The following is an 18,821-nucleotide window of genomic DNA, read 5'->3' as shown; positions in this document are numbered from 1 at the left end:
CTCACCTGCCACAAATTGTTCAAGGGCTCTCGCGAAGCGGGGGCCCTTGAACAATTCTGGGGACTGCGGGTTCGAACCTTCGAGCTCAGGTGCCGATGCGGTCCATGTCGTCGGCGGCGAGCGCTTCCGGGGTGCGCAGGAGCGCGCCGGGAAAGCGGCACGTCGCTGCGGCGATGTCCATCGCGTCCGCGAGCACGTCGGTCCACTCATCCGCGCTTGTGGGGTCTTGCTGCACGATCCCGGCGACCAGGGCTGCCAGCGATGCATCCCCGGCACCCATCGTGTCGACGACCGCACCCGGAAGCGTCGAGACGGGCTTGCTTACCGTTGCCTCGTCGGTGACCAAGGTGGCCCCGGCGGCGCCCCGGGTAGCAAGAACTGTCGGTACGCCAAGCTCTCGCATCCGAGCTACCGCGGCATCCAGGTCTGTCTCGTACAGAAGCGTCGCGTCATCGTCACCGATCTTCACGACACCGGCCCCGTCGGCGAGCGCTTCGAAGCCGCGGCGGAACTCGTCAAGGTCCTTCATCATGCCGGTGCGAGGGTTCGGGTCGATCACGAGGCGATCGGATGCCGCGCCTACCGCGTCGATGAGCGACGCCGTCTGCTCGGCATCGTCGAACGGATAGCAGCTGACAACGACGCGATCGGCATCCGCGATAGCCGCTCGCTGGGCGTCATCGAACGTGAGATGACGGGCCTTTGCCGCATCGTTGAATGCGTACGTCGGTTCACCCTTGACACGCACGCTCACGGCTCGCGAGCTTCCGAGCGGTGAGGCAGACGCGAGCAGGTCGACGCCGTAGTCGGCGAGGTATGCACGGATCTTCGCACCGGCCTCGTCGTCGCCGACCATGGCGATCAGTGTGGTCGGAACGCCCAGTCGCGATAGCCCCACAGCCACGTTCAGGGCTGCTCCGCCGACGAACTCCTTCACGCCGGTGTCATCACGCAACTCGTCGATCAGCGCGTCGCCGATCACCACGACCGAACTCATGCCGGAGCCTCTCCGTTCTCGAGCACACGCGCGACGAACGCCTCGGTGCGGCGCCGTGTGCCATCAATCTTCAGATCGACGCTACCGCGCATCTCACTGGGCGCAAGCGGTGCGGCCAGGCGCACGTTGTCGTGGCAGGAGAGATCGGTGCAGATGTACGTGCCGACGCTGTCACCGTGAGCACCGGCATCCCCGGCGCGCCGTGCCGTGAACAGCGAGACCTGGTTGCCGGGCTGCATCGTGTGGCACAGGTTGCACATCGCCGCGCGCGAGAGTGCCGAGCTCTCGGATGCTCGAAGCACGACACCCCGCGGCTGTCCATCAACCTCGGCAACGAGGTATCCACGGCCCCGGAACTCGGGGTCGCGCCAGGCGAGAAAGTCGAAGTGATACCAGTCGGTCGTGCGGGCACTCAGCGGAACCTCGATCACGCGAAGCTCATCGGGTGCAGCGTTGACGAACGACGCGCGAAGTTCCTCTTCGGTAAGCGGACGCATGCCACCTCCTCCCCCGACATCCTACGAAGGGGCGTCCCCGCTGTCTCCCGGCTCCGGCACATCGACACCCGGGAGGACCCAGGCTGCGAAGGTGGCGCCTGTGGCTCGGATACCGGCACTGCCGTCCGCTGCGGCCGCCAGCGCCGCATCACCGAAGAGCACCTCGGCTCGATCGGTGCCGAGGAGCGCTGCTGCAGGAAGCGTGATGTCGGCATCCGTCGTGGCCGCCAGCACAAGGATCGATTCCTCAGCACTCTCGCGCACGAACACGACCGCGCTCTCGTCGACGTGGACCCAGCGCAGCCCGCCGGTCGCCAGCGCAGGATGCCGGCGCCGAAGCGCAATCAACTGCTGGTACAGGTCGAGCCGCGCGGCAACCTCGGGCTTTGATTCCGTTCCCCACGGCATCGGGGTGCGGCTCGCTTCACCGTCGGCGCCAACGAGGCCGAACTCGTCGCCGGCGAACAGCACCGGCATCCCCGGCAGCGTCATCGACAGGCCGACCGCCAGTGGAATGACCTCCGCCGGCGCGTTGGTCGCGAAGCGGGCGGTGTCGTGACTGTCGAGGGTCTGCATGTTTCCCAGCCGCACGCGCCACGGGATGCCCGCCGTGAACCGGGTGACGGCGCCGACGAACTGTCTCGCGTCGAAGCGGGGGATGCCGCCGACCGGTTGCCCGAAGAACCACGGCTCGGTGCGCTCCTGCCCGTCGCCGGTCAGGTACGGCTCGCCTGTCGGTTCGCAGAGCCATGCCCACAGCGGACGCGCGAACGAGGGGTAGGTCATCGCGCCATGCCACCCGTCCCCGGTGAGATCACCCGAGGCGTCATTGGTGATCTCGGCGATGAGGATCGTGTCGGGGTTGGTTTCGATCATCGTCTGGCGGGTGAGCTGCCGCACTTCGGCGTTCAGGTCGACATCTCCGAGCCGCCCCGTCATGTTGGCGACGTCGATCCGCCAGCCATCGAGCGAGAACGGGGGCTTGAGCCACTGCGCAACGACCGAATCCGGCCCTTCGACGAATCGGCGACGCAGCTCTGGCGAGGCCCAGTTGAACTTCGGCAGGGTAGGGGTGCCCAGCCACGACTCGTAGCGGGTGCGCTCGGCATCCGTGAAGTAGTAGAACTCGCCCTCGAGCGCATCGGGGTTCCCGAGCGCCGCCTGGAACCACTCGTGACGGTCGCCGGAGTGGTTCGTGGTGAGGTCGCCGATGACACGGATGCCGCGCTCATGCGCAGCCGCAACGAGACGGATCAGCGCCTCGTCTCCGCCGAGCAGCGGGTCAACGCTCGTGAAGCTCGACGCGTCATACCGGTGATTCGAGGCCGCAGGGAAGAAGGGGGTGAGGTAGAGCAGGTTCACGCCGAGGCCGACCAGGTGGTCGAGGTGCTCACGGATGCCGTCGAGGTCGCCGCCGTAGAACTGCTGCGAGCGCCCGGGCATGACAGGATCGACCGGCTCGTCCCATCTCGCGGGGATCGCCCAGTCGGGCGTCGGATGCCGATCCGCCGCCGCCGAGCGGGCGAAGCGGTCGGGGAAGACCTGATACATGACGGCGTCGTACATCCACTCTGGCGGGGCGGGGTGAGCGACCAGGGCGAAGTCATCGGCGTCACGGGTTTCGAGGTCCGACAGACCGGCCTGGTTGAGCCACTCGACACGGCCGGATTCGTGCACGAGCAGCCAGCGATAGCCGTGTCGCCGGTTGCGCACAACGATCGGGGCCTCCCACCAGCTCCAGCCGTCGGCGGTCCCGAGTTCGGTCGCCTCAGTCCACGCAGGTTCGTGGTCGGGGTTCGAGAGGGTGCGGACCGCTCGCAGTGCGGGATAGTCGGCGGGAACACGCAGGCGCACACGAACGAGCTCACCGAGCGTTGGCGTCTGGGTGGAGACGTGGAGGGGCGATCCGTCGTGGTGTGGCAGCAGAGCAGGCAGGGTCATGATCGGTCCGTTTCGAGAGGTCGGCGCGGTGCACCGTCGGTCGGGGAATCGTGGTTGCACGGCCGCAGCCATGACAGAGCCCTCAGATTGTTCTTCAGTTATGGAGTCGGGTTCTTGCGGGTCAGCGCCTCGAGCCGAGATGGATGGCGGCAGCGGCGCCCGGGTCCAGGTCGAACACAGCGATGCCACCGGAGACGGAATACTCACTTCCGGCGCACCCGCCGTCGCCGGCGGCATCCGGTCCCCCGGTGATCACATCACAGTAGGCACCGTCGGGCATCGTCGTGGGGACCTCGATGCTCTGGATGTCGTCGCCGACGTTCACGGCGACGACGCCACGGCCTTCGCGCTCGAAACCGTAGGCGTCGCCGGAGTCGACTCCCGGCATCCGGGGCGCGTCCCCCGCCATCGCGCGGAACTCGAGCATGCCGCGGATCGCCGGCCAGCTCTGCACGCACGTGCGCTCACCGTCGGCGAGATCGGATACGGAGCCCGTCGTGTCCGCACAGCTCGCATCGAGGACGCGGCCGTCGGCATCCGTGGGTGCTCCGGCATCCCGGTCACTGAAGGCGTACCCCGAATAGAGGACGGGGGTGCCGTAGTCGTCGGCGAGCATGAGCGCGTTCGCGATGATGTAGAGCTGCGGATCGCGCGCTGTGACGTTCGCTTCGCCCCGCTCGGTGTCGTGATTGTCGACGAACACGATGGCCGCCTCCGAGGGAACCTGTTGCGGGCGGTCATCGGAGAGAACGGGATCCGAGAAGACCCCGTTCTCGAGGGGCGGGGTGAGCTCGCGGGCGTACGTGAACTCGAACACCTCCCCGAATCCTTCGTACTCTTCAGGCGCGATCGGTTCACCGGCCCCGCGGATGACCTCGCTCATGATGCGGGTGCCCTGCGGCAGCTGCGAGACGATGGCCTCGACATCCGTGGCTGGAATGTGTTTGGCAGCGTCAATGCGGAACCCGGATACCCCGAGAGAAATCAAGTCCTTGAGGTAGGCAACGATTGTCGCCTGCACGGTGGGGCTCGCGGTGTCGAGATCGGCGAGGTTCACGAGCTCGCAGTTCTGCACCTGCTCGCGGTTCTTGTAGAGCTGGATGTCGTCGGTTGCGGTCAGGCCGCAGTGGTGGAAGTCCGACTCCGCGTACAGGTCCGGGTAGTCATAGTGCGCGTACGCCGCGCCGGCGTATCCGACGCCGGGTTCGCTCTGCCCCGTCATGTGGTTGATCACGGCATCGGCGATCACCGCGACTCCCGCGGCGTTGCAGCGCTGCACCATGTCGGCGAACTCGTCCCGGGTACCCAGGCGCGACGCGAGCTGATAGCTCACCGGCTGGTACGAGGCCCACCATTCGTCGGCGGCGATGTGCTCCTGCGCCGGCGAGAGCAGCACCCAGGCGATACCCGCGGGTGCGAGGGTCGTCTCGCACTCCTGCGCCACAGACGTCCACGGCAGCTGGAAGAGCTCGATGCCGACATCCGGCGCGGCAGCCTCGGGCACCTCGATCGAGGCCTGCGTGCAGCCGGCGAGCAGAAGCACCACAGCCGAGACTGCGGCCACCACCGCCCCGGCGCGGGCGCGAAGGCCCGGCATCCGTTACTTCACGCTTCCCGCAGTCAGGCCCCCGACGATGTAACGCTGCAGCGCGAGGAACAGGGCAACGGGCAGGATGGCGGCCAGCACCGCACCGGCGGCGAACACCGACCAGTTCTTCGAGAACTCGTCCGAGATGAACTTGTACAGGCCGACGGCGAGCGTCTGCTTATCGGGATCGATCAGGATGACGCTCGCGAGCACGAATTCGCTCGAAGTTCCGATGAACGACAGCAGCCCGACCACCGCAAGGATCGGAGCGACCAGGCGCAGGATGATCGTGAAGAAGATCCGCGCGTGCCCCGCACCATCGATCTTCGCGGCCTCGTCGATCGACGACGGAACCGTGTTGAAGAACCCGTACATGAGATAGGTGTTCACCCCGAGCGCGCCGCCGAGATACACCATGATCAGCCCGATCTGGGAGTTCAGCCCGATCGCCGGGAAGATGTCACCGATCGCCACCATCAGCAGGAAGATCGCAACGACGGCGAGCAGCTGCGGGAACATCTGCACCACCAGAAGCGTGGTGAGGCCCACGCGACGCCCCGTGAACCGCATGCGCGAGAAGGAATACGCCGCGAGCGCGCCGAGGAACACCGTTCCTGCGGCAGTGATCAGCCCGATCACGAGCGTGTTCACAAACCACGCGCCGTAGGGATGCTGGGCACTGGTGAACAGCGAGACATAGCTGTCGAGACTCAGGCGCTGGAAGAGGCCGTTGGCCGTCAGCAGCGTGCCGTTGGGATTGAAGGATGCCGAGATGACGTACAGCAGAGGGAAGATCGCGAAGATCCCGACCACGATGCCGATGAGGTGGCGCCATCCGGTCTCGCGGAAGTAGCGGCGGAACGGTCGACGGGGCGCGGGCGCGCCGCCGGGGACGCCGGCTCCCCCGCTGCCGCCGCGACTCGAGGTGATCTCGGTGTCTTCGTCGGCGACCTTCTCGAGAAGGCCCTTGGCTGCCGGAGCGCCGGGACGGAAGTCGCTCATGTCAGTTCAACTCCTCGAGTGCCTTGGTCTGTCGGAACGCGATGATCGAGATCGTGCCGACGATGAGGAAGATGATGATCGAGAACGCGCTCGCCAATCCGTAGTCGGCTGTCGAACCGACGAAGGCGACCTTGTAGACCATCGTGATCAGGATGTCGGTGGCACCGACGTTGACGCCGGCTGTCGCATCCCGGGGCCCACCGCCGGTGAGCATGTAGATGAGGCTGAAGTTGTTGAAGTTGTAGGCGAACGAGGCGATCAGCAGGGGCGCCACGGCAACGAGCAGGAGCGGGAACTTGATACTGCGGAAAACCTGCCACGCGTTGGCCCCGTCGACCCGGGCGGCCTCCTGCAGATCGTCGGGGATCGACTGCAGCGCACCGGTACAGATGAGGAACATGTAGGGGAACCCGAGCCAAAGGTTCACCAGGATGATGCTGAACTTCGCCAGCCACTCGTTGGTGAGCCACGGGATGTCGGCACCGCCGAAGAGCACGACGTTGATGAATCCGAACTCCTGATTCATCATGCCTGCCCACACCAGCGCCGAGAGGAAGCCAGGGAAGGCGTAGGGCAGGATCATGAGCACCCGGTAGTACTTCTTGGACTTCATCCGCGGATCGTTAAAGACGATCGCGAGGAAGAGGCCCAGCACGAAGGTGGTCGCCACCGACAGGAACGCGAAGACGAATGTCCACGCGAGCACCGAGAAGAACGGGCCGCGGATGGACTCTTCGGTGAAGGCGCGAGTGAAGTTGTCGAAGCCGACGAAGATCTGCCATCCCGGCAGCAGCTCCGTGCCGTCCTCGGCTGTGAAGGCGCCGGTTCCGATGTCGTAGTAGACGGTTCCCGTGCGGGTATCGGTCATCGTGTCGGCCTGCTCGTCATAGACGAGCTTCGACAGGTAGACGTAGGCACTCGAACCGTCGGGGGTGCGCAGGGATCCGTCGTTCGGGTCGTCGCTGAGCGGCACCGCCATGGCGGCGATCTCTTGCTGGCTCGCGACGATCTGCGAGAAGTTGAGGCTGTTGTACCCGTCGAGACCGACAGCCTTGCTGCCATCCATCTCGGCGTTCTCGACCGGCTCAAGCGGGTTCTCGTCGTTGCCGATCTCGACGACCCCATCGGGGTCGGTGACCAGGAACGAGAGTTCCCCGAGACGCTCGACGATCGTGAGCTTGTAGGCGGGGGAATCCGGCACCCGCTCCTGCGCCTGGAGGAGGAGCGCGTTGACCGCGGCATCCTTGTCGCTGTTGTGGCCGGTGCCGTAGTTGGTGAAGGCGACGTAGGCGGTATAGCCGGCCGCGAAGATCTGGAAGACGAAGAGGAAGATGAGCCCGGGAATCAGGTACTTCGCGGGCAGGTTTCCGCGGCTGAAGTAGATGTAGTTCGCGAAGCCCGTGATGAGCAGGATGACGACGATCGGGACCCACTGCTCGCTCTGCATGAGCACGAGCACGGAGTACAGCGCGAGCGCGTCGATGATCGCCATCGCGATGATTTTCACCAGCAGGACTTTCCAGCCGACGCCGGCGGAGTCCGCTATGCGGCGCGCGCGTGCCGAGTTCTTGCGACGGCGCGGGTCGATCGCGGGGTCGCGATTCTCGGTGGTCGGAGTAGACATCCTCATCCCTCTTCCTGGGCAGGGTATGAGGTGGGGTGGCGCCTGGGCACCACCCCACCTGCGCGGATCGGATTACTCGATCGCTGCCTGAACGTCGGCCGCCATCTGCGTCCACAGCGCCGGCGCGTCGCCGCCGTTGATGATCGCAGCTTCGGTCACGCCCCAGTACTGCCAGACCGAGCCCATCTCGGGGATGCTCGGCATCGGCACGGCGTTGGCGCCAACCTGACCGAATCCGGCGACGACGGGGTCGCTCGCTTCGACCTGGTCGAAGGCGGCGCTCAGCGCGGGTGCACGGCCACCGACCTCGTAGAGGGCCAGCTGAACGTCTTCGCTACCGATGTAGTTGACGAGGAACTCGTTCGCGGCGAGGGTGTTCTCGCTCTCCGAGCTCAGGAAGAAGCCCTGCACACCGGCGAACGGCTGTGCGTCCTGGCCACCTGCCGAGGGGATCATGTCGACCGAGAAGTTGATGCCGGCCTCTTCGATCGCCGGGACGTTCCACGGGCCCGTCAGGAAGAACGGCGACTTGCCCGAGGTGAAGTTCTCGAGAGCCAGGTCGCCGGTGATGTTGGTGTTCAGGATTCCAGCAGCACCCTGCTCGCCCAGCCAATTCGCGAACTCGACGCCGCCCTCGTTGCCGATCTGCAGGTCGTCGGCGTTGTAGCTGCCGTCGGCGTTCTGACCGAACACCGGCGCACCGAACGAGGTCTGGAAGGGGTACAGGTGGTACGGGTCCGCGGCTTCGGGGTCAAGGCCCACGAGGAAGGGGTACTCGGTACCGGCGGCCTGACCCTTGGCGATCATGTCGTTGTAGTCAGTTGCAGCCTCGGACACGAGATCCGTGTTGCGGATGAGCGCAATGTTCTCGATCGCGTAGGGCACGGCGTAGGTCTGGCCGTCGTAGGCCCAAGCGTCGATGGCGACATCCTCGAAATCGCCTGCCTTGTCGCCGAGCTCGACCGGTGCCACGACACCGTTGGTCACGAGGGTGCCCAACCAGTCGTGCGCGCCCACCGCGATGTCGGGGCCTTCACCGGTCGGAACCTGCTGGACGAACTGGTCGCGGATCTCGCCGAACTCCTTCTGGACGAGCGTGACCTCGACGCCGGTCTGCTCGGTGAAGTCGGCAGCCGCCGCTTCGAGCACGCCTGCACGGTCGGCGTCGACCCACACGGTGATGGAGCCGGACATGTCCGGTGCCGTGGTCTCGCCACTGTCTGAGCTGCCCGCGCAACCGGCGAGGGTCAGAGATGAAATCGCAGCGATCGCGCCCAGGGCGACGATGCTCCTCATGTTCACCTTCATTGGTGTGTGCCTCTCTTGAGTGCTGATGGGATCGGCCGTCGCGAGTGTTCCGCGTCGAACCAGTGTGCTCGCGGGTTCTGCAAGCGCTTACATTTGTAACATCCCGGAGCGGATGACGCGAGACTTGTCCCCAGTATCGAGACCAGTTTGTGATCGTCATCCGTATGGAAACGCTTCCATAGAGGAGGCGTCGTTAGAATTCCCCCATGGCTGATTCATCGTTCGACATCGTGAGCAAGGTCGACCACCAGGAGGCCGACAACGCCCTCAACCAGGCGCGCAAAGAGGTCGAGCAGCGCTACGACTTCAAGGGCACTGACGCCTCGATCGAGTGGAGCGGTGAGCAGATCCTCATCAAGGCCAACTCCGAAGAGCGCGCGAAGGCTGTGCTGGATGTGTTCCAGTCGAAGCTCATCAAGCGCGGGATCTCCCTGAAGAGCCTCGACTCGGGCGAGCCGACAGCCAGCGGCAAGGAGTACCGCATCGTCTCGAGCCTCAAGGACGGGATCTCGCAGGAGAACGCGAAGAAGATCGGCAAGATCATCCGCGACGAGGGCCCCAAGTCGGTCAAGTCTCAGATCCAGGGCGATGAGCTGCGCGTGCAGTCCAAGAGCCGGGACGACCTGCAGGAAGTCATCCGGATCCTGAAGGCCGCCGACCTCGACGTCGACCTGCAGTTCGTCAACTACCGCTGACCGGCCCAAACGCCTCCGTGGTGGCGGCTAGGCGGATGCCGAGTCTTGGGGCTCGGCCGACTCGTCGAGCTGACGCAGGCGTTCGATGAGGTCGGTGACCTGCGCCTCGGAGAACAGGGCTTCCGGCCCTTCGGGAGCCACTCCCGTGAACGGGTCCGCGTAGAGCCGACGCGGGTCGAGGTATCCCGCGATCGTGAGCTGTTCGACGATGAGATCGACGAAGACATGCTGGCGGTGTGTGAAACCGGATGCCGCCACGAAGTCACCGAGCGCGGCTTCGGCCGCTGAACGATCGAGCCCCACGATCGAACGGATGAGTCGCCCGAGGCCGCGTGCTTCGTCGGCCTGAGCGCGCAGCTGCTCGGCATCCACTCCCCCGACACTGACGAGGATCGCCTCGAGTTCGGCGAGATCGACGGCGGTCAGTTCGCGGCCGGTCCGAAGCTTGCGCAGCGCGAGGTTGTCGCGATGACCCTCGAGGAATCCGAGGACCTTCTCGCGAAAAGCGCGACGGTCCAGTCCCGGCATGACCCGCACGATGTCGATGTCGCGGCGCTCGGCGATCGTGTCGACGAAGTCCGTGTAGATCGGATGCTGACCGCGCGCATCGATGAGTCGCACGAGCCCGCGCAGGCCGACGCGTACAGACTCCAGATGGGTGAGGCTCGCGGCATCCCACCACTCCGGGTCGCTGATGGCGCCAAGCAGCGCAGCCTGCTGATCGACGGCCGGGATGCCGCGGCGCTGAAGCAACGCGGCAGCAACGTCGGCGACACGTGCGACGATCAGCTGCGGCACCGGGTCGCCGCCGGCAACAGCGACCTGCGCCTCGAGCAGCAGCAGGTCGAACCTCTTCGCCGCTTCGTCAGCGTCGGTTTCGGATGCCGTGGGTAGTCCCGCGAGGGCGGCTGCGTCATCCACGTCGGCGGGAGTGAAGTGCTGCCATGCCCGGGCAGGGGTGAACCGGTCGACGGCGCGCAGGTGCTTGCGGACGAGGAAGTTCTGGCGGTTCATACCACCCACCGCGGCGTGAAGGCGCGTCGCGAGCTGGTCACGCAGCGGCGCAGCATCCGTGTCGTCGCGACCTGCGAGCAGTCCGAGCAGTCGCAGGCGCGCGAGGAAGGCGCGCTCCGAGACGGATGCCATTCGATGACCGGATGCCTCGGGAATGTCGGCGTTGAAGTACTCGATGTTGCCGCATACATCGAAGATGATGAAGTCGGTCTTCGGCTTGCCGGGGCCGTACAGGTCGGGACGCAGGCGGGTGCCGCGTCCGACCATCTGCCAGTACTTCGTCTGCGAATGCACCGGCTTGAAGAACACGAGGTTGACGACATCCGGGATGTCGATGCCGGTGTCGAGCATGTCGACGGAGATGGCGATGTGGGGCTTCGCGCCCGGGGTCGCGAACCTGTCGATGAGGTCCTGAACGTAGGGCCCCGAGGCGTGCGTGATGATCGCCGCCGTCTGGCCGCGTTGCTCGGGGAAGTTCGCGTCGAAGCGTTCCTGGATGAACTCGGCGTGCTTCTGGTTCTTCGCGAAGATGATCGTCTTGCCGAGCACGTCGCCGCCCTGGACGTAGTGTCCCTCATCGACGAGGATCTCGAGGACCTTGTCGACGGTGTCTTCGTTGAACAGCCATCGGTTCAGAACCGCGGCATCCACTTCGTCGGGGATGTCGCCGTCCTGCCATTCGAGGGCGTCCCACTGCTCGCGTTCCTCGTCGCTGAGGTCGGCGTAGCGGATGCCGCGACTCATGAACCCGAGGTCGATGACGCGAGCTCTCGGCGGCACGAGGAAACCCCCGGCTATCGCGTCGTCGAGTTCGAAAGCGTCAGTGGGCACTCCGTCGTCGAGCTCGAAGAGTCGATACGTGTTGTGGTCGATGTCGGCACGGGGCGTGGCGGTGAGACCGACGACGAGCGCGTCGAAGTAGTCGAAAATCTCGCCGTACCGGTTGTAGATCGATCGGTGCGCCTCGTCGACCACGATGAGATCGAAGTAGCCGGGGCCGAAGCGGCGTAGGTTGTCGTCTGCGGCGTCGATGAGGTTCATCACCGTCGCGTAGGTGGAGACGAAGACACGACCCTCGCTATCGCGGTCGGTAAGCAGATTCACCGGTGCACTGTCGGGCAGGTGCGTCTTGAACGCGGCGACTGCCTGATTCACGAGCGCGGTGCGATCGGCGAGGAACAGTACGCGCTTGACCCAGTTCGCGCGCTGCAACACGTCGACCAGCGCGATCACGGTGCGGGTCTTGCCGGTACCGGTGGCCATGACCAGCAGCGCTCGGCGCCGCTTGTGCTCGAATGCATCGCTCACTGCCCGAATGGTACGCAGCTGGTACGACCGCTCGACGATTTCCCGGTCGACCGCGACGGTCTCGAGTGGTCTGAGCGTCGTGCGGCGTTGCACGGCCAGCAACAGTTCGTCTTTCGTGAGGAATCCTGCGACCTTGCGCGGCGGGTAGCGCCGGTCATCCCAATACCAGGTGTCGTACCCGTTTGTGTAGAAGATGAGCGGGCGCTGGCCAGTATCGCGTTCGAGGGCATCCGCGTAGATCGCGGCTTGCTCACGCCCCTCTTTCGCGCTCTTCGAGGTGCGCTTCGCTTCGACGACGGCGAGCGGCTTTCCGTCATCACCCCACAGCACGTAGTCGACCTTGCCGGTGCCCGACGGGCTCGGGATGCCGGTGACCGGCCACTCGCGGTCGCGGGCATCATCGAGCGGCCAGCCCGCTTCGTGGAGCAGCAGGTCGATGAGCTGTTCGCGGGTCTGGGCCTCGGTCGCGTCGGTCGGATCCGCGATCTTGTGCGTGGTGTTGCGTTGGGCGTTCTCGGCCTTGAGCCGCGCGATGTCTGCGCGTAACTCCTCAATTTCGGCCTGCGCTTTGGCGCCGAGCGCCGCCGCTTCGCTCAATTGCGCGCGGGCGTTGTCGAACTCGGCTTGGATTGTGAGGAGTTCGCTACGTGCTTGGCGCACGACTGACTCGGGTGCCGGCGGCACGCGGTCGAACGCGAATGGCGCCGGGTGCGGTGCTGCCGGGTCGCCGTAGCAGTGCTGAAGCCAGAGGCATACGCGGTGAAGCTGCTCGAGGGAGCTGCGCGCCCGCGCAAGCGGCATCTCGTCATCCTTGTGGACGGCGTCATTGCCGACGAGACGGATGATCCTGAGGCTGCCGCAGATCGATTCGCCGACGGTGTCGCGGAACGACCTCTGCGCGGTCAGGTTGGCGAAGGTGTCGTCGTAGGGGCGGTCGAGGTTCTCAGCAGAGTAGATCCAGGCGGTGAAGAGTTCGGCAGCACGTCGAGCGTACGTGGCGGATGCCCGCGGGTCGGCGCGCAGATACGCTTCGGCACGCGCAGCGGCGTCACCGACCTGCGGCCACGCCTGCGCGACGAAGTCGAAGTTCCCCACCGAACGGCTCCTCTGTCAGGAGTCGCCGACCGACCCCTTGAGCCGATGCTACTGGGGCCGTCAAGCGGCGTTGGGGTAGAAGGTGGGGAGGTGTCGTTCGGGTTTCACGACATACCGGCGGCCGTGCGGGGATACCCACTCCAACGACCCGTCCCCGAGGTGGGTGATCACCCACCCGCCGTGGTGTCTGACGGTGTGGTGCCCTTGGCATAGCGGTGCCGTGTTCGTCACACTCGTTTCGCCGCCGTCGGCCCACGCGACCGAGTGATCGATCTGGCACTGCGAGGCGGGTTTCCCGCATCCGGGGCCCATGCACCGGTCAGCCCGCCATTTCACGAGCTTCGCCAGCTCCGGCGGTGGCCGATACTTCGTGCGCCCGACGCTGATAACGGCGCCGGTTTCGGGGTGGGTGAGCACCCGCATCCACCCCGAGGCGTTACCGGCCAGCTCCCGAGCCCGTTCGATGGGGATCGGACCGACCCCCTCCACCTCCGCAGGATCCGTCACCCCCGCAACACCGAGCAGCGCGAGGGCGGGGACGGTGACCACCACGGTCGCGCGGATCCCCCGCGCCTGCTCCGGGTGCTGTTTCACAGTTCCGTCGATGAGGAGGTCGCAGAACACGTCAGCCCGAATCTCATCCAGACTCCGCTCCGACCCATCCCCCGGTTCCCCACCGCGGATGGTCCCGCGGTGGTGGTCACGGATCACCACCGCCTGCTGGGTCACCCGCCCGTAGATCGCGTGGGCCTCGACCGACGGAACCAACGCGTGAACCCACGACATCGAATCCCCCGCCGGCTCCACCACGACCCGACGACCCCGCACCGCCACCTGGTGACGTTCCGTCAGGCTCGGCGCGGTTTCCCGGTCAATCAACCGGCGTAGCGCCCGCCGGAATGACCCCACCGGCAGAGACTGCGCGAGCTCCAACGCCCGCCCCACCAACCGTCCCGCGACCACCGGGTCGAGGACGTCGAGGTCATCGACGAGGATCTCCGCATGCCGGACCGTCACCCCCGCATGGGACAGGGACTCCAACACCGCCGGGTAGGAGTGGACCAGGGATTCGGCGCGGGCAAGCATCATCCCCGCCGCGTTCTCCGTGATCCGCAACGCCGACGCAAGCTCCAGCCGGAGGGACCGCATCACCAACTCCCGCGACCCACCCCCATACCGGGTGACATCATCGAGGGCTTCCAGGCGGAGGTCATCGACTCTGGCGAACCGTTGCGCGGCGAACACCGCCTCCAGGTCGGCAGCCTCCAGCACCAGAGCCACAGCGTCCGGACGCGGCGGAACCCACCCCGCCACCTCGGCATCCCACTCACGCACATCGCTCTCATACAGGAACGCGTCAGCATCCGGAACCCCGGGCCACTGACCCGAATCACCCGCACCGACCGCTTCCATACCCCGACACTACGAGGGGGTTCCGACATTGATCCGGCCGGTGTCGCTGCGCGTAATGTCGGAGGGGTGGTATGTCCTGTTCCACTGGCCAACGGCTGGTGACGTGCGCCGGGGGGTGCGCGCCTAATCCGACCCGAAGGGCGTTCTCATGGATGAGAACAGCAACACCACACCATCGTCCACTCCGGCAGGCTGGTACCCGCATCCGGGCGCCGAGGCCGCGCCCGGCTCCGAAATGTACTGGGATGGAACCGCCTGGCGCACCGACCTCGTTCGCCAGCCCAGCGCAACGGATGCCGCCGTCCCCGTGGATGCCACGGTCCCCGCTCCCTCGAAGCGGCCGTGGTACACGCGCAAGGCGGTCATCATCCCGGCCGCAGTCGTCGTCGGCCTGATCGTCATCGGCGGGATCGGCAGCGCGCTGGGAGGCGGGCGGTCGACCTCGGATGCCGCACCCGCCGCACAGGTGCGCACGACCGAGCAGGCGGCCGCCACCGCCGAGGCCGAGGCCGAGCCAGTGCTGATCATCGTGCCGAACGTCGTCGGCATGGATGGCGCGACAGCCCGCACGGTTCTCGAGACCCTCGGCATCCGTGTCTCTGCCGACGGCGACGAGTCGATGCCGGTGATCGCGCAGGATGTCGCCGAGGGCGCCGAGATCGAGGAGGGCGCGACCGTCATCCTGACCCTGGAGGAAAAGCCGCAGCTGACGCTCGGTCAGCAGAATGCGATCAGGTCTGCGCAGTCGTATCTGGACTTCACCGCCTTCTCACGCGCGGGCCTGTTCGAGCAGCTCACGAGTGAATACGGTGAGGGATTCGAGGCCGCGGATGCCGAGTTCGCCATCGCCCATCTCGAGCAGAACGGACTCGTGGACTGGAACGCCGAGGCTGCCGAGTCCGCGCAGTCATACCTGGACTTCACCTCGTTCTCGCGGCAGGGCCTGTACGACCAGCTGACGAGTGAGTACGGCGAGCAATTCACTCCCGAGCAGGCCGAGTACGCCCTGACGGCCGTCGGCTACTGAGCAGGAGCTGACCAGGCGACGAACGGGGCTGTGGATGCTTGGTGACGGTATCCACAGCCCCCGAGGTCTGCGACCATGGCGCAATGGCGTTCTGGTTCAAGAGGAAGACCCGCGTCGGTGTGTATGTCGATGCCTTCAACGTGTACTACGGCGCGCGCGACCATTGCGGTCGCGGGAAACCAGGATGGCGGTGGCTAGACCTCGTCGGCCTCGGCGAAAGCATCGCGCGCGACCGGATGGGGCAGCGCACTCGGGTGGTGTCTCTCGACTACTGCACAGCCCTCAGAGTCAAAGAGGGCGACAGTTCGTCTGCGCGCGACCAGACGCTCTACATGAATGCGTTGCAGATCGATCCGAGGGTGAGAGTCGAACTCGGACAGTACAACGTCAAGAACGGCAAGGGTGTCCTCATCGGTCCCCCGGATCGGAAGCGCGCGCCCAAGCGCGTGGTCTCTCCCGGTGTCGATCACATCCCCAGCTGGCTTCCTGCCGATGAAGTCGTTGGGCCCGAGGGAGACATGAACCTTCTGGTGCGCTTCTCATCTTTCGAGGAGAAGGGGTCGGATGTGAATGTCGCGACCCGATTGCTCGTCGACGTTCTCTCTCGGCGTGTCGACTGCGCGCTCGTACTCTCCAATGACGGCGATCTGAGCCTGCCGCTAAGGATTGCTCGACAGCATGTTCCCGTCGGGCTCATCAACCCCACAAAGCGGCCGCTGTCTCAGATGCTCAAGGGCGAGGCGACGGAAGGTGTAGGCAGGCACTGGTGGCAACGGCTCACGGCCGATGACTACCGTCGGCACCAGCTGCCGCCTGTGACAGGTGGCTTCGCAAAACCTGAGGACTGGTGACCCACAGGGGGTGCTCCGTGTGTCATTATTGCTACACACCACCCAGTTCTCTCCCTCCGGGGAGGGGCTGGGTCTTTTCGTGCAGGACACCGTAACCGCTCCGACCTGGGTGTCGGTCAGCTGAGCACCTCGCGCCGAGGAGCGCCGTCACTGCGGGTCCGCGAGGGGCTCAGCGTCACGCTCAGCCGCGAGTTCATGACGCTCCTCATCGGTGCCTACCTGATCGACGATCGCATTGAGTGCGCGCAGCCGCTCGATGATGGGTGCTCGCGGCTCGTTCAGTTCGGAATGCAGCATCTCAGTACACCTTCTGCAGGAGAGAGCAGTTTTGCAAGCCTCGCTCACAGGGGTCAAGAGCCCAGGCGACCCTGATCGTCCCGGGGAGCAGATCAGAGCTCACCGCGGAACGCGCGGTGCTGGAGGGATGCGAAGAGTTCGTCGAGTTGAGCAGAGCTACGCTCAGCAGCGCGGATCGAATTGCTCACGCCGTCGACTTCCCGCACGACCTCGTCCTGGATGGCGGGTGGCGCGAGGCGCATTCTCAGCGAGCGGACGCTCGTGGCGTTGAGGGTGTTCAGACCTGACGTCGTGTTGGCGACGCGACGAAAGTACTCGCGGGAATCAGATGAGTTGAGGACCAGTTCCAGAAAACGACCGAGAACTCGCTCTGCGTTTGGCCGCAGGCGGAACAGGTGATTCTGATGCGTGAGATCCGCCGAGGGGAGCTCGGTGACCAACGCGGCTCTGCCGACTTCATCGAGGTTTCCGTGACCTTCAACCACTAACAAGTCACCGAGCCGGATGCGCGTGCGTTCGAGTTCGGCTTGCGTCACGCCGAGATCCTTGATTTCGGTCAGATCGATAGCGCCTCGGAACACGTTTGCAACTCGCAGGTATCCTGCCCTCCGCGGAAGCGTCGCTCGGCGGGCGCTCACTGTCAGACCGCCCTGAAGCGAGGCAACGTCTCCCAGCGAAACCGACTTCCACCCGCGTGAATCGCGTGCGGCGAGGACCTCGCCGGGAACGGCGCGTAGCAGCCGAAGCGACGCATGTCTCGCCGAGCGGCGGGCATCGGCCTCGTCGAGGATTGCGGCGATGCGGCGCTGCTCGGGGAGAGGCGGCAGGTGCACCCCAAGCCGACCCAACGCTTCGAGCGAAATCGACTTGCGTCGCTCGGCCGTACCTCGCCCGAGTCGCGAATACTGAGCCACCGCTGTGGGGGACTTCATCAGTCGAATCAGATAACCGGCATCCACTCGGCTCTGATCCACAGAGAAGACGGTGTACATCGGGCTGATGACACAAGCTTCCGGCGCAACGCCAATCGACCCCTCGTCGAGGTGAATCGTGGCGTACGCGAACTGTCCCTTCTCTACGACTTTGTAGGTCGATAGGTCCTGCGAGAACACCTGCTTCTTGAAGTAGTCAGTTGACGGTACGAACCCGCTGTGCTTTGTCACTGAGTAGACGGGTAGCTCCCGCGCCCCGGCTCGGCCGGACACAGGTGAGACAACTTCCCCCAGCGGCACGGTCTCCCACCTCACGCGAGCATCTCCCGCAGGCGCTTGAGGCCGTCCTGAATCTCGACTTCGAGGGCATCCAGCTCGTCGAGAATCTCCACCGGGGAGCGGTGCTGGACCTCCTCGATCTCGATCTCCTTGTAGCGGTTGAGGCTCAGGTCGTAGCCGTTGTCGACGATCTCTTGCTTCGGCACGAAGAAGCTCTGGTCGGTGCGGAGCCGGGCAGTCTCGGCATCCAGGTTCTGCCACCGGGCAAGCACGTCGGGAAGGTCGTTCGCCTCGATGGGGGTGCGCTTGTCGTCGAGGGTCATGCCGTCGGCGCGCACGTCGTAGAACCACACGCGGTCGGTGCCGCCCGACGAGGTCTTCGTGAAGAGCAGGATCGCGGTCGAGACCCCGGTGTAGGGCTTGAACGTTCCCGAGGGGAGCTTGATGACGGCATCCAGTTTGTGGTCATCGATCAGCAGCTTGCGCACCGCCTTGTGCGCGTTGCTCGACCCAAACAGCACGCCCTCGGGCACGATGACCGCGGCACGTCCGCCGTTGCGCAGCATCCGGATCATGAGCACGAGGAAGAGCAGCTCGGTTTTGCGGGTCTTGACGAGCTTCTGCAGATCCTTCGAGACGGTCTCTTGGTCGAGCGATCCGGCAAACGGCGGATTGGCGAGCACGAGCGTGTAGCGGTCATCGCCCGGATGCCCCTCAGAGAGCGCATCGGCACGCTCGATCGTCGGGTTCTCGACGCCGTGCAGCAGCATGTTCATGCTGGCGATGCGGGCCATGGCGGCATCGGAGTCGTACCCCGTGAACATAGGTCCGTTGAAGTGGGCGCGACTGGCGGCATCCGCCCACAGCTCGGGGTGATGTTCGCGCAGGTACTCCTCGGCGGCCACGAGGAACCCGGCGGTGCCGACGGCCGTTATGTGTACGTTCGGTCAGTG

The 18,821-nt window shown here is 65.5% G+C and carries 15 protein-coding genes; 3 read left to right on the top strand and 12 right to left on the bottom strand.

Going from position 1 to position 18,821, the window contains the following annotated elements; all coding sequences use genetic code 11:
* Positions 1-85: 85 nt before the first annotated feature.
* The 7 genes from ACQVDU_RS10730 to ACQVDU_RS10700 all read right to left on the bottom strand — a co-directional run bounded on the left by ACQVDU_RS10730 (position 86) and on the right by ACQVDU_RS10700 (position 8,957).
* Positions 86-997, bottom strand: coding sequence for a carbohydrate kinase family protein (locus ACQVDU_RS10730; RefSeq protein ID WP_331792277.1), 912 nt, complete (start codon positions 995-997; stop codon positions 86-88).
* Entirely contained in the window at positions 994-1,494 is a 501-nt protein-coding gene (locus ACQVDU_RS10725) for an FBP domain-containing protein (RefSeq protein ID WP_331792276.1), read from the bottom strand. Before ACQVDU_RS10725 ends, ACQVDU_RS10730 begins: the two co-directional genes overlap by 4 nt.
* Positions 1,495-1,515: 21 nt before the next feature.
* Positions 1,516-3,435 carry a glycoside hydrolase family 13 protein gene (locus ACQVDU_RS10720; protein WP_443477091.1) on the bottom strand — a complete coding sequence of 640 codons (1,920 nt, stop codon included), beginning with the start codon at positions 3,433-3,435 and terminating at the stop codon, positions 1,516-1,518.
* Positions 3,436-3,556: 121 nt separating this feature from the next.
* Entirely contained in the window at positions 3,557-5,032 is a 1,476-nt protein-coding gene (locus ACQVDU_RS10715; RefSeq protein ID WP_443477090.1) for an alpha-amylase, read from the bottom strand.
* Positions 5,033-5,035: 3 nt separating this feature from the next.
* Positions 5,036-6,025, bottom strand: coding sequence for a sugar ABC transporter permease (locus ACQVDU_RS10710; RefSeq protein ID WP_292707916.1), 990 nt, complete (start codon positions 6,023-6,025; stop codon positions 5,036-5,038).
* Between the two features lies 1 nt (position 6,026).
* Positions 6,027-7,649, bottom strand: a complete 1,623-nt coding sequence (locus tag ACQVDU_RS10705) for an ABC transporter permease subunit (protein WP_443477089.1) — start codon at positions 7,647-7,649, stop codon at positions 6,027-6,029.
* A 72-nt stretch (positions 7,650-7,721) separates the two neighbouring features.
* Positions 7,722-8,957 carry a sugar ABC transporter substrate-binding protein gene (locus tag ACQVDU_RS10700; protein ID WP_363495376.1) on the bottom strand — a complete coding sequence of 412 codons (1,236 nt, stop codon included), beginning with the start codon at positions 8,955-8,957 and terminating at the stop codon, positions 7,722-7,724.
* 206 nt (positions 8,958-9,163) lie between these two features.
* Between ACQVDU_RS10700 and ACQVDU_RS10695 the strand changes: the two genes are divergently transcribed.
* Positions 9,164-9,652 carry a YajQ family cyclic di-GMP-binding protein gene (locus tag ACQVDU_RS10695; RefSeq protein ID WP_300595006.1) on the top strand — a complete coding sequence of 163 codons (489 nt, stop codon included), beginning with the start codon at positions 9,164-9,166 and terminating at the stop codon, positions 9,650-9,652.
* Between the two features lie 27 nt (positions 9,653-9,679).
* On the opposite strand, the gene ACQVDU_RS10690 is transcribed toward ACQVDU_RS10695, so the two are convergent.
* Positions 9,680-13,069, bottom strand: a complete 3,390-nt coding sequence (locus tag ACQVDU_RS10690; protein WP_443477088.1) for a DEAD/DEAH box helicase family protein — start codon at positions 13,067-13,069, stop codon at positions 9,680-9,682.
* A 60-nt stretch (positions 13,070-13,129) separates the two neighbouring features.
* The gene (locus ACQVDU_RS10685; protein WP_443477087.1) at positions 13,130-14,482 is read right to left on the bottom strand and encodes a DUF222 domain-containing protein; all 1,353 of its coding nucleotides are present in this window, start codon (positions 14,480-14,482) and stop codon (positions 13,130-13,132) included.
* A 148-nt stretch (positions 14,483-14,630) separates the two neighbouring features.
* Here ACQVDU_RS10685 and ACQVDU_RS10680 point away from each other — a divergent pair, with 148 nt between their 5' ends.
* Together ACQVDU_RS10680 and ACQVDU_RS10675 are read left to right on the top strand one after the other, a co-directional pair.
* On the top strand, positions 14,631-15,509 hold the full coding sequence (locus ACQVDU_RS10680; protein ID WP_443477086.1) for an Ltp family lipoprotein: 879 nt from the start codon (positions 14,631-14,633) through the stop codon (positions 15,507-15,509).
* 41 nt (positions 15,510-15,550) lie between these two features.
* Entirely contained in the window at positions 15,551-16,360 is an 810-nt protein-coding gene (locus ACQVDU_RS10675) for an NYN domain-containing protein (protein ID WP_228177898.1), read from the top strand.
* Positions 16,361-16,507: 147 nt separating this feature from the next.
* On the opposite strand, the gene ACQVDU_RS10670 is transcribed toward ACQVDU_RS10675, so the two are convergent.
* The 3 genes from ACQVDU_RS10670 to ACQVDU_RS10660 all read right to left on the bottom strand — a co-directional run bounded on the left by ACQVDU_RS10670 (position 16,508) and on the right by ACQVDU_RS10660 (position 18,803).
* A complete protein-coding gene (locus tag ACQVDU_RS10670) occupies positions 16,508-16,657 on the bottom strand; it encodes a hypothetical protein (RefSeq protein WP_443477085.1) in 150 nt (49 codons plus the stop codon).
* A gap of 92 nt (positions 16,658-16,749) precedes the next feature.
* Complete coding sequence (locus tag ACQVDU_RS10665) at positions 16,750-17,889, bottom strand: restriction endonuclease subunit S (protein ID WP_443477158.1); 1,140 nt, start codon at positions 17,887-17,889, stop codon at positions 16,750-16,752.
* Positions 17,890-17,900: 11 nt separating this feature from the next.
* Positions 17,901-18,803, bottom strand: a complete 903-nt coding sequence (locus ACQVDU_RS10660) for an HsdM family class I SAM-dependent methyltransferase (protein ID WP_443477157.1) — start codon at positions 18,801-18,803, stop codon at positions 17,901-17,903.
* Between the last annotated feature and the right edge of the window lie 18 nt (positions 18,804-18,821).

Source organism: Microbacterium sp. F2 (genome assembly GCF_052274505.1).
GTDB lineage: Bacteria > Actinomycetota > Actinomycetes > Actinomycetales > Microbacteriaceae > Microbacterium.
This window is presented reverse-complemented; position numbering and strand designations above follow the sequence as displayed.

Excerpts from the sequence above, each read along its gene's own strand:
- ACQVDU_RS10725 (WP_331792276.1), bottom strand. The coding sequence starts at position 1,494 with ATGCGTCCGCTTACCGAAGAGGAACTTCGCGCGTCGTTCGTCAACGCT.
- ACQVDU_RS10670 (WP_443477085.1), bottom strand. The coding sequence starts at position 16,657 with ATGCTGCATTCCGAACTGAACGAGCCGCGAGCACCCATCATCGAGCGG.
- ACQVDU_RS10700 (WP_363495376.1), bottom strand. The coding sequence starts at position 8,957 with ATGAAGGTGAACATGAGGAGCATCGTCGCCCTGGGCGCGATCGCTGCG.
- ACQVDU_RS10705 (WP_443477089.1), bottom strand. The coding sequence starts at position 7,649 with ATGTCTACTCCGACCACCGAGAATCGCGACCCCGCGATCGACCCGCGC.
- ACQVDU_RS10730 (WP_331792277.1), bottom strand. The coding sequence starts at position 997 with ATGAGTTCGGTCGTGGTGATCGGCGACGCGCTGATCGACGAGTTGCGT.
- ACQVDU_RS10695 (WP_300595006.1), top strand. The coding sequence starts at position 9,164 with ATGGCTGATTCATCGTTCGACATCGTGAGCAAGGTCGACCACCAGGAG.
- ACQVDU_RS10710 (WP_292707916.1), bottom strand. The coding sequence starts at position 6,025 with ATGAGCGACTTCCGTCCCGGCGCTCCGGCAGCCAAGGGCCTTCTCGAG.
- ACQVDU_RS10685 (WP_443477087.1), bottom strand. The coding sequence starts at position 14,482 with ATGGAAGCGGTCGGTGCGGGTGATTCGGGTCAGTGGCCCGGGGTTCCG.
- ACQVDU_RS10680 (WP_443477086.1), top strand. The coding sequence starts at position 14,631 with ATGGATGAGAACAGCAACACCACACCATCGTCCACTCCGGCAGGCTGG.
- ACQVDU_RS10715 (WP_443477090.1), bottom strand. The coding sequence starts at position 5,032 with ATGCCGGGCCTTCGCGCCCGCGCCGGGGCGGTGGTGGCCGCAGTCTCG.
- ACQVDU_RS10720 (WP_443477091.1), bottom strand. The coding sequence starts at position 3,435 with ATGACCCTGCCTGCTCTGCTGCCACACCACGACGGATCGCCCCTCCAC.